Source organism: Pantoea sp. Seng (genome assembly GCF_009829935.1).
In the GTDB taxonomy this organism is placed as follows: Bacteria; Pseudomonadota; Gammaproteobacteria; order Enterobacterales; family Enterobacteriaceae; genus Pantoea; species Pantoea communis.
The window spans coordinates 134,881-148,663 of record NZ_SZZV01000007.1 but is presented as its reverse complement, the minus strand read 5'-3'; the positions used below and the strand labels follow the sequence as shown (position 1 = coordinate 148,663).

Annotated in this window: 13 protein-coding genes and 1 riboswitch; of the genes, 8 read left to right on the top strand and 5 right to left on the bottom strand. The window is 58.1% G+C overall.

What is annotated here, in order from left to right:
* Positions 1-69 precede the first annotated feature (69 nt).
* The 5 genes from FD737_RS09400 to FD737_RS09380 are packed head-to-tail and all read right to left on the bottom strand — an operon-like array spanning position 70 to position 4,085.
* On the bottom strand, positions 70-705 hold the full coding sequence (locus tag FD737_RS09400; RefSeq protein ID WP_160833348.1) for an urea amidolyase associated protein UAAP2: 636 nt from the start codon (positions 703-705) through the stop codon (positions 70-72).
* 11 nt (positions 706-716) lie between these two features.
* On the bottom strand, positions 717-1,412 hold the full coding sequence (locus FD737_RS09395) for an urea amidolyase associated protein UAAP1 (RefSeq protein ID WP_160833347.1): 696 nt from the start codon (positions 1,410-1,412) through the stop codon (positions 717-719).
* 11 nt (positions 1,413-1,423) lie between these two features.
* Positions 1,424-2,185 carry an ABC transporter ATP-binding protein gene (locus FD737_RS09390; protein ID WP_097118480.1) on the bottom strand — a complete coding sequence of 254 codons (762 nt, stop codon included), beginning with the start codon at positions 2,183-2,185 and terminating at the stop codon, positions 1,424-1,426.
* Positions 2,186-2,199: 14 nt separating this feature from the next.
* Positions 2,200-3,012, bottom strand: coding sequence for an ABC transporter permease (locus tag FD737_RS09385; RefSeq protein WP_058961099.1), 813 nt, complete (start codon positions 3,010-3,012; stop codon positions 2,200-2,202).
* Positions 3,013-3,026: 14 nt separating this feature from the next.
* A complete protein-coding gene (locus tag FD737_RS09380; protein WP_058961101.1) occupies positions 3,027-4,085 on the bottom strand; it encodes a putative urea ABC transporter substrate-binding protein in 1,059 nt (352 codons plus the stop codon).
* A 63-nt stretch (positions 4,086-4,148) separates the two neighbouring features.
* Positions 4,149-4,243: riboswitch (guanidine-I (ykkC/yxkD leader) on the bottom strand.
* A 408-nt stretch (positions 4,244-4,651) separates the two neighbouring features.
* On the opposite strand from FD737_RS09380, the gene FD737_RS09375 reads away from it, so the two are divergent.
* The 8 genes from FD737_RS09375 to FD737_RS09340 all read left to right on the top strand — a co-directional run bounded on the left by FD737_RS09375 (position 4,652) and on the right by FD737_RS09340 (position 13,398).
* Positions 4,652-5,374: a FadR/GntR family transcriptional regulator gene (locus tag FD737_RS09375; RefSeq protein WP_160833346.1), complete on the top strand. Its 723-nt coding sequence runs from the start codon at positions 4,652-4,654 to the stop codon at positions 5,372-5,374.
* Positions 5,371-6,366 carry an ABC transporter ATP-binding protein gene (locus FD737_RS09370; RefSeq protein WP_160833345.1) on the top strand — a complete coding sequence of 332 codons (996 nt, stop codon included), beginning with the start codon at positions 5,371-5,373 and terminating at the stop codon, positions 6,364-6,366. Before FD737_RS09375 ends, FD737_RS09370 begins: the two co-directional genes overlap by 4 nt.
* Complete coding sequence (locus FD737_RS09365) at positions 6,363-7,424, top strand: ABC transporter ATP-binding protein (protein ID WP_058961107.1); 1,062 nt, start codon at positions 6,363-6,365, stop codon at positions 7,422-7,424. Before FD737_RS09370 ends, FD737_RS09365 begins: the two co-directional genes overlap by 4 nt.
* Before the next feature lie 18 nt (positions 7,425-7,442).
* Positions 7,443-8,960, top strand: coding sequence for an ABC transporter substrate-binding protein (locus tag FD737_RS09360; RefSeq protein ID WP_160833344.1), 1,518 nt, complete (start codon positions 7,443-7,445; stop codon positions 8,958-8,960).
* A 17-nt stretch (positions 8,961-8,977) separates the two neighbouring features.
* Positions 8,978-9,919, top strand: a complete 942-nt coding sequence (locus FD737_RS09355) for an ABC transporter permease (protein ID WP_034827746.1) — start codon at positions 8,978-8,980, stop codon at positions 9,917-9,919.
* Positions 9,920-9,921: 2 nt separating this feature from the next.
* Positions 9,922-10,803: an ABC transporter permease gene (locus tag FD737_RS09350; RefSeq protein ID WP_097118476.1), complete on the top strand. Its 882-nt coding sequence runs from the start codon at positions 9,922-9,924 to the stop codon at positions 10,801-10,803.
* A 9-nt stretch (positions 10,804-10,812) separates the two neighbouring features.
* Complete coding sequence (locus tag FD737_RS09345; RefSeq protein ID WP_160833343.1) at positions 10,813-12,411, top strand: gamma-glutamyltransferase family protein; 1,599 nt, start codon at positions 10,813-10,815, stop codon at positions 12,409-12,411.
* Positions 12,412-12,684: 273 nt separating this feature from the next.
* Positions 12,685-13,398, top strand: a complete 714-nt coding sequence (locus FD737_RS09340) for a DUF3053 domain-containing protein (RefSeq protein ID WP_097118474.1) — start codon at positions 12,685-12,687, stop codon at positions 13,396-13,398.
* Positions 13,399-13,783 lie beyond the last annotated feature (385 nt).

Genomic DNA, 13,783 nt, shown 5'->3' with positions numbered 1-13,783 from the left:
TTATTACGGCAGGTCGTCCTGCAGGGACAATGACGGCTTAAAAACGGGTCGTCCCGTTGCGTCAAAGATTCACCACACGCTGACTAAGATCGGCGTCGGGTTGTAACCGTTACAGGGGTTGTTGAGCTGCGGGCAGTTGGAGATCAGCACCAGGATATTCATCTCCGCCACCATCTCGACGTATTTACCCGGTGCAGAAATGCCATCGGCGAAGGTCAAACCCCCGTCGTGCGTCACCGGCACGTTCATAAAGAAGTTGATGTTGTGGGTGATATCGCGACGCGTCAGGCCAAATTCTGGCTTCTCAGCCACCGCCAGCATCCAGCTGTCACGGCAGGAATGCATATGGCGCTTCTCCAGATCGTAACGCACGGTGTTGCTCTCACAGGAACAGGCCCCGCCCAGCGTATCGTGGCGACCACAGGTATCAGCGGTAATCGTCAGCATCGGGCGATCGGCGTTGGAGCGCAGCACGCTGCCCGCACTGAGGAACACATTCTTTTGCCCGCGCAGCGTATCGCTCATGCTGTAGCGCTCGGCAGTGTCGTCGCCGTTGAAGAACAGGGTATCGGCAGCCTGATTCCCTTCCAGATCGGTGATACGCAAGGTCTGGCCCGCTTCGATGCGCTGCAGCCAGTAATCACCGGCGTTCACCTGCTGCTGGAATGGCGCTTCGGCGGAATTGAGTAAGCTTTCAGTGATCATCAGATTTCTCCTTACAGCTGATAGAGTGCGTTGTTGCGCAGTCCGCGCTGGTTTTCGGCACGCGCCAGGCAAATGTCCGGCAGCGGCGCGCGCTGGGCGTCCAGTGCGATCTGCACCGGCTGGCGCGGATATTCGCTGCTTACATTCAGCGGATGCGGGCAGGTGTGTAGGATCACCAGCGTGTCCATGGCGAAGCGCAGCCGCACCTGTGCGCCAGGTGCACCCTGCTGCTCCAGTTGCAGCGTGCCGTTATCATCGGCGCGCACCCTGGCAAACAGGTTGAGGCAGGAGGCAACATCTCGCTGGCCGAGGCCGTATTTCGCCAGCTCGACGAGGAAACTGTCGTAGCCGTTTTGATGGCGCAGATTGCGCGCCTGCTGATAGTCGCTGGCGCCGAAGCGTGCGGCAGTGTGCTCAGCATTCAAGGTGCCGCAAACGCTCTCATGCCAGCCGAAGCTGTCTTCTTCGATGCCGCAAAAAATGCGCCCCATATCGGAATAAAGGCAGTGCCCGGCCGTCAGGCGGAAAGTGTGCTGGCACTTCAGCGTATCGGGCGCGTTGTAGCGCTCCAGCAGATTTTCCGGGTTGTAGAACAGCATGCCGACGTTGGCACCGCCTTCAATATCGGTCAGTGTCAGCGCCGTACCGCTGCGCATCACCAGCGACCAGTGCGATCCCGCCGGTAACAGGGTTTGATAAGCATTCATGTGGTGCTCCTTTAAGCCACCTGCGGCTCAGATGGCAGCGCAACATCAGGCTGTGTGCGATCCAGCGGCAGGTCGTAAGTGATAGTCGCGCCCCAGGCTTGCGGCGCGTGCGGGTCATGACGCAGTTTGTCGAACACCAGCAGGCGCGAAGCCAGGCTGAAGCCCTCTTTCAGGTCATGCGTGATCATAAAAATGGTCAGGTTGTGCTGCTGCCACAGGCGGGTAATCAGCTGGTGCATTTCACTGCGGATACCGGGATCGAGCGCACCAAACGGCTCATCAAGCAGCAGGATACGCGGCTGTTTCATCAGCGCCTGTGCCAGCGCCAGGCGTTGCTGCATGCCGCCCGAGAGCTGGTGCGGGTATTTGTTTTGCGCATGCTCCAGGCCAACCTGCGCCAGCATTGCCTGCGCACGCTGACGAATCGCCTGCCGCTTTTTTCCCCACACACGTCCCAGCCAGCGGGCGCTGCTGAACTCTTCCGCCAGCATCACGTTGCCGAGCACCGTCAGATGGGGAAACACCGAATAGCGCTGGAATACCACGCCGCGATGGGCATCCGGTTCGTCGGGGATGGGTTCGCCATCCAGCAGCAATTGGCCTTTGGTCGGCGATTCGGTGCCGAGCAGCATGTTGAGGAAGGTGGTTTTGCCACAGCCGGATGCCCCGACAATCGCCACAAACTCGCCCTGCTCGACGTTGATGTTGAGACGTTCCAGCACCACCTGATCGCCGTAATGTTTTTCGAGGTTTTTCAGTTGCAGTAATGGCATGGTTCGCTCCTGAATCATTTCGCGTGATACCACGGCCAGCAGCGACGGCTGATCAGCCGCAGCAGCAGGTCGAGCACAAAGGCCAGCAGCGCGATCCACGCCACGTAAGGCAAAATCACATCCATCGCCAGATAACGGCGCATCAGGAAGATGCGATACCCCAGCCCTTCGGTGGCGGCGATCGCTTCAGCAGCAATCAGGAACAACCACGCTGACGCCAGCGACAGACGCACCGCATCCAGCAGACGCGGCATCATCTGCGGCAGGATCACTCGCCACAAAATCTGCGCGCTGTGCCCACCGAGCGTCTGCGCTTTCACCAGCTGCTCGCGCGGGATTTTCTCCACCTGCAACTGCAAATCGCGCGCAATCAGCGGGGTAATACCAATCACGATCAGCACCACTTTCGACACTTCGCCGAGGCCAAAGCAGATAAACAGAATCGGCAGAATCGCCAGCGGCGGCACCAGCGCGACTACCGTCACCAGCGGTGCCAGCACTGCCCGCACCACCGGCAGCGCGCCGGTGAACAGGCCAATCGCCAGCGCCAGCAGTGCGCTGATCGCCACCCCGCTCAGCAGGCGCATCAGGCTGGCGGCGGTGTCGGTCCACAGCAGGTATTCCCCGGTGCGCGGGCTGGGCTGAAACGCCATGCGACTGATGGCGTCCCCCATCGCGTTAAACCCTGGCAACAGTTTGTCTGCGGCGTTCAGGCTGAGACGCGCATCCGACGCGAACAGATAGACCAGCAGCAGCGCCAGCAGCGGCAGGATGCCTAGCAGCAGGCGACCGAGCGGCAGCGGTTGGTAGTTGATCAATTTACGCATCGGCATCGTCTCGCTTAAAGCTGACCCGCAGCGGCCAGTTTGGTGAACTCATCGGTGAAGCGCAGTTTCAGGTTGTTGGTATCGCCCCAATTGCCTGCTGGCGTTTCCACGCCCACCACATCAGCACTCGGTGCGCCTTCACCCAGTAAACCGTGCTTGAAGGAGAACTCTGCGACCAGTTGCATGGTGGCTTTCAACTGCGGGCTGTCGACAAAATCGAGGGTGGTTTTGGCATCGCTGAACAAGTGAGTGGCGGCCAACTGCTGATCGAAGCCCGCCAGATCGGTGCCGGAAGCCTGCGCCATTTGCGTGCGCGCAGCTTTGGCGCTGTCACTCGCGCCGGACATGGTTTTCAGCGTTTCATACCAGGCACCGGTCAGCGCCTTGCCCAACTGCGGATACTTTTTCAGCGTGGCGGTATTCACCACCAGCAGATCAAGGATTTCGCCGGGGATTTGTGCTGAAGAGAAGATTAAATGACTGTCTGGCTGCTTTTCCGCTTCGGCCAGCAGCGGGTTCCACGTGACGATGGAATGCACGTCAGACGTGCCAAACGCCGCCACCAGATCGGCATCCGCGGTGTTCACCACTTTGACATCCTTCTCGCTCATGCCCGATTTCTCTAGCGCACGCGCCAGCAGATAGTGAGAGACCGAGAGTTCGACCAGATTGATCGGCTTGCCTTTGAGCGAGGCAATGTTGCCTTTGCCCTTCAGCAAAATACCGTCATTGCCGTTGGAGTAGTCGCCGACGATCAGCGCCGTGCTGTCCACGCCGCCGGTGGCAGGAATGGTCAGGGCATCCATGTTGGTCATGGTGCAGCCGTCAAAGCCGCCGGCGGTGTACTGATTCACCGATTCGATGTAGTCATTGACCTGCACAAACTGGATGTCGATGCCGTATTTATCGGCCCATTTTTTCACGATGCCGCTCTGCTGGGCGAAATCCCATGGCATCCAGCCCGCGTAAATGGACCAACAGATCTTGAAGGAGGGTTTGTCGGCGGCCAGCGTATTGACGCTGAACAGTGCGACGGTGCAAAGCAACAGCAAGCGAAGGCAGGCTTTGATCATGATGGTTCCTCTGGCGTTAACGGGCGAAATAAAAGCAGGAGGCGGCGAGCAACGATCTCGCTTTCCTCCCGGGCTTTTGTCCCGCCGTGTAACCGTCAGAGGACGGTCGGTCACTCTCGGACCAGCATCTTTCGACCGGAACCCTAGTGACCCATTGCAAATTGTCTGGCGACATCGGTTGCCCGCTATCGCTCCTGCATCTGCATAAACACATTCAAAAAAAGTGCCAATATTTCAATTCATTGAAAAACAACATCATTCACGTTATTTCCAGTTCGAACGGTTCGCCTCGTGCACAGCAATGCAGCGTGAGCGCACCAACATGAAGCGCAACTTCCACCATGAATATTGATGCACCTCGCAGTTTTAAACGAAGCCCGAAAAAACTTTTACTTACTGTTCAAAGGGTTATTCCTGTCACGTACCTGTCATCTTTGAACCAATCCAATATTGGTTCGCTTCTTGCCTAAGCTGATAAATCCGATTGCTCAGCCTTTCATCAGTAAAAGTGCTGGTTAATCCGGGATTACCGATCTTTTTCTGATGCTTAAACAGGCGAACCAATCATGAGTCACACGTCAGATAGCGCCCGCAACTCCAGTTCTGCTCTGGAGCAACTGCGTCAACTGATCCAGCAACAGGAGCAGCAGCCCGACCGCGCGCTGCCCACGGAACGTGAACTGGCAGAGCGTTTTGGCGTCGGACGCCGTGAGATCCGCCGTGCTCTAGATGTGCTGGAAGAGGAGGGACGCATCTGGCGCAAACAGGGTAAAGGCACCTTTGTTGGTCCTGCTGCACCGGTGCAGCCGCTGGCACTGCACGACCTGCCGCAGCAGTCGAATCTGCTGGAAGTGATGGAAGCGCGCTTGCAACTGGAGCCAGGGTTAGCGCGACTGGCCGCCCTGCGCGCCAGTAAAGAGCAGATTGCACTGATGAAGCGCCTGCTGGAACGCATGAATGGCATCACGGCACCGGAGGATGGCGACCAGCACGAACTGTGGGACAGCGCCTTTCATCGCGCTATCGCGGAAGCCGCCGGTAATCGCTTGATGCTGGGCCTGTTCGACGCCGTGGATGCCGTGCGCCGCGATCCAGGTTGGCAGCATCTGCGCGTACAGGCACGCACCCCCGCCCGCCTCAACAACTATGACGACCATCATCAGCGCCTGGTGAATCACATCGCGCAACGCCAGCCGCATGAAGCCGCTGCCGCGATGCGCGAACACTTACTGGCACTGCAACAGGCGCTGCTTGAAGCGCTTTACAACCATCAGGAGGAGACGCCATGAACGATCACCCGGTGCTTAGCGTTCGCAACCTGCGCGTGCAGTTTCGCGGTTCGCCCGTTACGGTATTGGACGATATCTCTCTGACGCTGCACGCGGGTGAAACGCTGGCACTGGTTGGGGAATCGGGCTGCGGCAAAAGCATCACCTCACTCACATTGATGGGCCTGCAACCCGCCAGTGCTGAGATTTTACAAGGCGAGATGCAGTTCGACGGGCGCAGCCTGCGCGATCTTAGTGCCAGCGATTACGCCAGCCTGCGCGGCAATCAGCTGGCGATGATTTTCCAGGAGCCGATGACCTCGCTCAATCCGGCCTTCACCCTCGGCGATCAGCTCAGTGAAGCGGTGATGCGTCATCGCCGCGTCAATCGCCGCACGGCGATGGAAGCCGCGCTGACCATCCTGCAAAAAGTGCAGATTCCCGCCCCGGAAATGCGGCTCAAAGCCTATCCCCATCAGCTCTCTGGCGGCATGCGTCAGCGTGTGATGATCGCCATGGCATTGATTAACAATCCAAAATTGCTGATCGCCGATGAGCCAACCACCGCACTCGACGTCACCATTCAGGCACAGATTCTGGCGCTGCTGAATACCCTGAAGCAGGAAACCGGCACCGCCGTATTGATGATTACTCATGACCTGGGCGTGGTGGCGGAAGTCGCGCAGCGTGTGGCGGTGATGTACGCCGGTCAGGTGGTAGAAACCGGCAGCGTGGAAGCGATTTTTAACGATCCCCAGCATCCGTACACCATTGGCCTGATGGGATCGATTCCCAGCCTGAGCGCACGCAGCGGCACACTGGCCACCATTCCTGGCCAGGTTCCATTACCGGAAAACATGCCCGCAGGGTGTCGTTTTGCCAACCGTTGCCCCTTTGCCGAACTCCGCTGCCAGCATAACCGCCCGACGCTGCGTGCGCTGGCTACCGATCATCAGGTCGCCTGTTTCCGCGCGCCGCTGGAACAGTACGTCTCGTTGGGAGAGATCGCATGAAGCCGATTTTAGAGTGCCGCGATTTAAGCAAAACCTTTGCCGGACCCAACCGCCTGTTCAAACGCAATCGCGGCGTCACCGCGGTTGATCGCGTGTCGTTACAGGTGATGCCGGGTGAGACGCTGGCGATTGTCGGCGAATCGGGGTCGGGTAAATCGACCCTCGGTCGTTTGCTGCTACGTCTGCTGGCGGCCAGTACCGGAGACGTGTTTTATCAGGGCGAAAGCATTACCGATGCCAGCGGCGCACGCCTGAATCAACTGCGCCGCGAACTGCAAATCATCTTTCAGGACCCCTTTGCCTCACTAAATCCGCGTATGACGGTGCAACAGATTGTCGGCGAGCCGCTGTGGCTGCATGAAAAACTGAGCCGAGAGGCGCGCCATGCGCGCGTCGCTGAGTTACTGCGCACCGTGGGTTTACCGGCTGCCTGGGCAGAGCGTTATCCGCACGAATTTTCCGGCGGTCAGCGTCAGCGTATCGGCATCGCCCGTGCCCTCGCCTCCCAACCCAAATTGCTGCTGGGCGATGAGCCGGTTTCCGCCTTAGACGTTTCCGTGCAGGCGCAGGTGGTGAATCTGCTGGAAAGCCTGAAACAGCAGTTTGGCCTGACGATGATCATCGTGGCGCACGGTCTGGCGGTGATTCGCCATATGAGCGATCGCGTGGCGGTGATGTATCTCGGCCAGATTGTTGAAGTCGCCACCGTGGACGAGATTTTTGACGCGCCGCTGCACCCCTATACCCAGGCGCTGATCGCCTCCGCGCCGCAGATGCAACCGGGTGTCAGCCGCCAGATTCCGATGTTGCAGGGCGATCTGCCCAATCCAGCCAATCCGCCCAGTGGCTGTCGTTTTCACACACGCTGCCCATGGGCGACATCGGATTGCCGTCAGTTTGAACCGATTAACCAGGTGCTGAGCGGTGGCCGCCAGATTGCCTGTCATCGCTGGCAAGAGATTAACCGCGATCGCAGCGTCATCGTGATTGCCCCCCCTTCTGCCGCCTTTTTACGTCGCCGCGCGCTGTTTGAGCAGGCGGCCAAGCAACAAGCCTAACCCTCTGGAGATTCGCCTGTGAAGAAAGCTCGATTAACCTTACTCACGGCCGTAAGCGGCCTGCTCTTGCTCGGTGCCAGTGCACACAGCCAGGCGAAAAGTGTGATTCGCATTGGTCTGGGTGCCGACCCGGACATGCTCGATCCGCATCTGGCGCGCACCTATTACGGACGTTTCGTGTTTGCGGCTATGTGCGACCGCTTGGTGGATGTGGATGAGAACCTGAAAGTGGTGCCCGGCCTGGCAACCGATTGGGCGTGGAGTGATGACGGTAAAACCCTGACTATGAACCTGCGCGAGGGCGTGACCTTCCAGGATGGCGAGAAGTTTGATGCCAACGCGGTGAAGTTTAATATTGAGCGTGCGCTGACGCTGCCGGGTTCGCTGCGTAAAAGCGAAATCTCTTCCATCGACAGTGTGGAAGTCAGCGGGCCGATGCAGGTGAAATTCCACCTGAAAACACCGGATGCGGCGCTGCTCAGCCAGCTCACCGACCGCGCTGGCGCGATGCTGGCACCGGAAGCCGCTAAAAAACCGGACTTCGCGACCCATCCAGTCTGCTCCGGCCCGTATCAGTTTGCCAGCCGCGTGCAGCAGGACCGTATCGTGTTGACGCGCTTTGAAAACTACTGGAACAAAAGCGCATACCACTTCGATAAAGTGATTTTCCTGCCGATCCCGGATGCCTCAGTGCGTCTCGCCAACCTGCGCGCAGGCGATCTCGACCTGACAGAAGGCGTGGCGGCCAGCGATGTGAAAACGGTTGAAGGCGACAGCAAGCTGGCGCTGGCCAAAGTCACCGGCCTCGGTTATCAGGGCATCACCTTCAACATCAATAACGGCAAGGTTGACGCCAACAGCCCGCTAAAAGATCCGCGCGTACGTGAGGCCTTCTCGCTGGCGATCGATCGCGATGCGCTGAATCAGGTGGCGTTTGAAGGCTTATATACCCCATCCAACCAAGCCTTCTCGCCGGTTAGTGCCTATCACGTCAACACCCCAATCAGTACACGCGATGTGGAGAAAGCCAAAGCGTTGCTGAAGGCGGCGGGTGTCACCACGCCGCTCAATCTGACGCTGCTGGTCACCAACAATCCAACCGCACAGCAGGTCGGCCAGGTGATTCAGGCGATGGTCGGTGAAGCGGGCATTAACCTCAACTTGCAGATGAGTGAGTTCGCCAGCTTGTTGGATCGTCAGCAGCGCGGCGATTACCAGCTCAGCTTATCTGGCTGGTCAGGCCGTCCCGATCCCGATGGCAGCATCTACTCGTTTATCAACAGCAAAGGCACGCTCAACGACGGCCGCTACAGCAATCCCCAGGTTGATGAGTGGCTGAACGCCGCACGTCTTACCAACGATCAGGCGCAGCGCCAGGCGTTGTACACCAAGGTGGTGAATAAGCTGCAAACCGATATGCCAATCGCCTATCTCTATTTCGAGCCGCGCATCTTCGGCATGACGAAAAAACTGCAGGGCTTTAAAGCCTGGCCTGATGGCTTAGTACGCCTCGCGGGTGTGAGCATGGCGCAGTAAACCGCTGAGGAGCGATGATGCTGGAACTGATAGTTAAACGCTTACTGCTGGCGATCCCCACGCTGCTACTGGTGAGCATCATGGTGTTTGCGCTGCAAAAGCTGCTGCCGGGCGATCCGGTGCTGGCGATGGCGGGTGAGGAGCGCGATCCTGCGGTCATCGCACAGCTGCGGGCGGAATATCACCTGGATGATCCGATTCCCACGCAGTATTTCTCGTGGATCGGCAATGCGCTGAAGGGTGATCTGGGCATGTCACTGCGCACCAAAGAGCCGGTGACCTCGCTGATCGCCAGTAAGTTGCCGGTAACGCTGGAGCTGTCCCTGCTGGCGATGGTGATTGCGCTGGGGATTGGCATCAGCATGGGCATTATCGCGGCGGTGCGCAAAGACACCTGGGTCGATCACACCACCAATTTTGTCGCGCTCTCCGGCATATCGGTGCCGCATTTCTGGCTGGGGATTCTGCTGATCCTGCTGTTTTCCGTGCATCTGCAATGGCTGCCAGCCTCAGGCTTTGTCCCCATCAGTGAAGATGTGGCGCAGAACCTGAAAACGCTGCTGCTGCCCGCTTTAGTGCTGGGGACTGGCCTCGCCGCCACGCTGATGCGCCATACGCGGGCATCAATGATCAGCGTGCTGAAGGCCGATTACATCCGCACCGCGCGCGCCAAAGGTCTGCTGGCCCCCAAAGTGGTACTGAAACATGCCTTTCGTAACGCACTGATGCCGATCGTCACGCTCACCACCTTGCTGTTTGGTGAGCTGCTGGGCGGTGCGGTGTTAACCGAGCAGGTTTTCACCCTACCCGGTTTCGGCAAGATGATTGTCGATGCGGTGTTTAACCGTGATTACGCGGTGGTACAAGGTGTGGTGCTGGTGGTGGCGATCGGCTTTCTGCTGCTGAATCTGCTGGCCGATGTGCTCTATCTGTTAATCAACCCGAAAATGCGAGGCTAACCATGAGCGAGGTGTTAACAGCAGGCGCAGTGCCTGCGGTTGCAAAGCCCAACCGCCGGGTGCTGAAGAAATTTCTGCGTAATAAGAGTGCGCTGATCGGCGCGGTGATCGTGCTGCTGTTTGTAGCCGTGGCGCTGCTGGCGCCCTGGCTGGCTCCAGCCGATCCGATTAAAGCGAACTTCCTTGCCGTGCGCAAAGCCCCTTCCGCGCTGTTCTGGTTGGGCACGGATGAACTGGGCCGCGATATTCTGTCGCGTCTGATTTGGGGGGCGCGCACCTCTCTGCTGGCGGGCTGTATTTCCGTGATGATCGCCATTTTGATTGGTGTGCCGCTGGGCTTAATTGCCGGTTACTGGCGGGGGTGGTGCGATGGCATTATCTCGCGCTTTATCGAAGCGCTGCTTGCCTGCCCGTTTCTGATTCTGGCGATTGCGTTGGGTGCTTTTCTTGGGCCGAGTTTATCCAATGCGATGATCGCCATTGGGCTTTCCGCCATGCCGATCTTTGCCCGTTTGACGCGCGGCCAGGTGATTGCCATCCGCCATGAAGAGTATATCGACGGCGCGCGCGCCATCGGTTTACCGGACCGCTGGATCATCCTGCGTTATGTGCTGCCCAACGTGCTGTCGCCGATTCTGGTACAGGCCACGCTGGCGATTGCCTCGGCGATCATCACGGAAGCCAGCTTGTCATTTCTCGGCCTTGGCCAGCAGCCGCCGTCACCTTCCTGGGGCGCGATGCTGAACACCGCAAAAGGCTATCTTGAGCAGGCACCCTGGATGTCGATTTTCCCTGGATTGGCCATTTTTCTCACTGTGCAGGGCTTCAATCTGCTGGGTGACGGACTGCGCGACGCACTTGATCCGCGCAATGACTCACATTAAGGAACCGTTATGAGCGATTTGGATTTCAACGTTAGTTATGTCTCGCACCGCGCCCCAATGATGGGCCGCAATGCAGTCGCCACCTCACAGCCGCTGGCGGCACAGGCCGGCATGCGCATGTTGCAACAGGGCGGAAATGCGGTAGACGCGGCGATTGCTACGGCGATGGCGCTCACCGTACTGGAACCCACCGGCAACGGCATCGGCAGTGATGCGTTTGCCATTATCTGGGATGGGAAAGCGCTGCATGGCTTAAATGCCTCCGGTCGCTCCCCCGCCAGCTGGAATGCAGAACGCTTTGCCGGACAGAGCACCATGCCGGAAACCGGTTGGGAAGCCGTGACCGTACCGGGCGCGGTTTCTGCCTGGGTCACGCTGGCCGAGCGCTTTGCCACGCTGCCGCTGACCACACTGGCACAACCGGCGATCGAGTACGCCCGCGACGGCTTCCCGGTTTCGCCGCTGATCGCCCATCTGTGGCAGCGCGGCTACAACAAACTGAAGTCTCAGCCGGGTTTTGTTGAGTGTTTTGCGCCAGATGGCCGACCGCCGCGTGCTGGTGAGCTTTTCCGTAACCCGGCGCAGGCCGCCACACTGCAGAAAATCGCCGAAACCAGGGGGGAAGCCTTCTATCGGGGCGATCTGGCGGAAAAAATGGTGGCATTTGCCGGGCAGCACGGCGCGGCACTGAGCATGGCCGATCTCAACAACCATCGCGCCGATTGGGTGGATCTGTTGTCACGCCCGTTTGCCGATGGCTCGGTGCAGGAATTACCGCCCAACGGTCAGGGCATCGCCACTCTAATTGCGCTCGGCATTCTGGAGCAGTGGGACATCGGCAGCTACACGCCTGATTCCGTGCCGTGGCTGCACTTGTCGATTGAAGCGATGAAGCTGGCGCTGGTCGATCTGGATCGTTACGTCACCGATTACGACCATCTGGAATTCCCGGCAGAGTTGCTGCTGAGTGACAGCTACCTCAAGCAGCGCGCTCAGCTCATCAATCCTGACCAGGCCGGGGATTTTACCTTCGGCTCCCCGCAGCAGAGCGGCACCGTGTATCTCTCGACTGCCGATGCTAGCGGCATGATGGTGTCCTTTATTCAGTCCAACTATATGGGCTTTGGTTCAGGCGTGGTGGTGCCGGGCACCGGCATCAGCTTGCAGAATCGCGGTTGCGGCTTCTCGCTCGATCCGCAGCATCCGAACGTAGTGGCCGGTAGCAAACGTCCTTTCCACACTATTATTCCGGCGTTTGCGCTGGATGCGGCGGGACAGCCATTGATGTCGTTTGGCGTGATGGGCGGCCCGATGCAGGCGCAGGGGCACTTACAGCTGGCGTTGCGCATCATGCAGCACAAGCAAAACCCGCAGGCAGCGATTGATGCGCCGCGCTGGCGTGTTGAGCAAGGCCGTGCGGTGGTGGTGGAACCGGGTATCGACCGTAATGTGCTGGCGAAACTGCGCGAAATGGGTCACCAGATTACGGTGGAGGATCCATTACAGAGCTACAACTTTGGCGGTGCGCAGGCGATTGTGCGTGACCCGCAGGGCTTCTACATTGCCGCCACTGAAAGCCGGAAGGATGGGCAGGCGCTGGTGTTTTAAATCACAATCTGGCGGCATCAGTGCGGACTGCCAGATGCCGCCAGGTGATTTCAGCCTTTGGGTTCGGTTTTTGCCTGCTTTCGTTGGTGTCGATGGAGTACAACCTCCAGGGTCGACCACCCGCACATTTCTTTCATGACCTTAATCCGGCGCGCCAGAGTGCGCCTTTTCCCACAGTTTGCCGCGCCTCAACCCGTTGTACACGCCAGGCCATTGCACTATCCTTTAGGACCATTCCCACCGAATCGAAATTAGCCATAACAGGAGTTCAACATGGCGTCAGGATTATCCCGCATCTGGATGCGTACCGGCATGCTTATGATCAGCGCACTGGTTGTGCTGCAACTTACCGCCTGTGGCGATAAAGAAGGCGATCAACGTAAAGCCTTCACCGACTTCCTGCAGAACACCGCAATGCGCAGCGGCGAGCATCTGCCCAGCCTGAGCGAAAACCAGAAGCAGACTTTTGGCAACTACGCGGGCGACTACGCCATTTTGTATGGCTTCTCACAGCAGGCCAATCAGGCGGTTGAGCAAGGCATGCGCCCTGTGGTTGATGAACTGGCTGCGATTCGTGTGCCACAAGATTATCTGACCCGTCGCGATAGTCTGCGTCAGGCGAGCGGCAACCTCAGTGTGCTGTCACAGCAGATTCAGAGTGCCAAAATGCAGGCCGACAGCAGCAAAGCCACGCTGAAGCAGCCTGACGATCTGAAGAAAGTGTATGACAGCGTCTACGCCAAAGTGGTGACGCAGCCAGCGGGTACACTGATTCCGCTACTGCCTCAGCTTCAGGCGTTGAGCCAGGCGGCGGTGCAAACCGGTGATTATCTGCAGTCGCAGGGCACGCGTGTGACCTTCAATGACGGTGGCGTTCAGTTCCCAACGCAGGATCAGGCCACGCAGTACAATACCCTGATGAGCAACCTTTCCAGCAATGCTCAAGCCCTGACTCAGGCACAGAATGCTGTGCAGGGTGGTTTGTAACCTCGCTTTGAATGCGTTCAGGGGCGACTAACAGGTCGCCCTTTTCCTGACATACTTTTCATTGCATCTTTCAGATTTTTCGTCACTTCCTTACACCTTACTTATCAGCATCGCTGTTGTGTGATCTGACGCATTTTCAACCAAAAATAGTTTGTGATCTCAATCACACTTATGAAACAAACCTGAGAGCTGCAAAGGTGACTTAAGTCACATTTACCCCGTTGTTTTGCTTAAAATTTCGCCTTCGTACTTTTCTTACACTCTATTTATGTGATCTTCATCACCTTATAGCACCCTGACCACCCCAATTTTGAGTGATCTGCATCACACTTATCCCGGATGCTACGCAGCGTAATAAACTAGTGCTAGAGTCCGCGTGCATACA

Excerpts from the sequence above, each read along its gene's own strand:
- FD737_RS09390 (WP_097118480.1), bottom strand. The coding sequence starts at position 2,185 with ATGCCATTACTGCAACTGAAAAACCTCGAAAAACATTACGGCGATCAG.
- FD737_RS09370 (WP_160833345.1), top strand. The coding sequence starts at position 5,371 with ATGAACGATCACCCGGTGCTTAGCGTTCGCAACCTGCGCGTGCAGTTT.
- FD737_RS09355 (WP_034827746.1), top strand. The coding sequence starts at position 8,978 with ATGCTGGAACTGATAGTTAAACGCTTACTGCTGGCGATCCCCACGCTG.
- FD737_RS09400 (WP_160833348.1), bottom strand. The coding sequence starts at position 705 with ATGATCACTGAAAGCTTACTCAATTCCGCCGAAGCGCCATTCCAGCAG.
- FD737_RS09365 (WP_058961107.1), top strand. The coding sequence starts at position 6,363 with ATGAAGCCGATTTTAGAGTGCCGCGATTTAAGCAAAACCTTTGCCGGA.
- FD737_RS09375 (WP_160833346.1), top strand. The coding sequence starts at position 4,652 with ATGAGTCACACGTCAGATAGCGCCCGCAACTCCAGTTCTGCTCTGGAG.
- FD737_RS09385 (WP_058961099.1), bottom strand. The coding sequence starts at position 3,012 with ATGCGTAAATTGATCAACTACCAACCGCTGCCGCTCGGTCGCCTGCTG.
- FD737_RS09350 (WP_097118476.1), top strand. The coding sequence starts at position 9,922 with ATGAGCGAGGTGTTAACAGCAGGCGCAGTGCCTGCGGTTGCAAAGCCC.
- FD737_RS09380 (WP_058961101.1), bottom strand. The coding sequence starts at position 4,085 with ATGATCAAAGCCTGCCTTCGCTTGCTGTTGCTTTGCACCGTCGCACTG.
- FD737_RS09395 (WP_160833347.1), bottom strand. The coding sequence starts at position 1,412 with ATGAATGCTTATCAAACCCTGTTACCGGCGGGATCGCACTGGTCGCTG.
- FD737_RS09340 (WP_097118474.1), top strand. The coding sequence starts at position 12,685 with ATGGCGTCAGGATTATCCCGCATCTGGATGCGTACCGGCATGCTTATG.
- FD737_RS09345 (WP_160833343.1), top strand. The coding sequence starts at position 10,813 with ATGAGCGATTTGGATTTCAACGTTAGTTATGTCTCGCACCGCGCCCCA.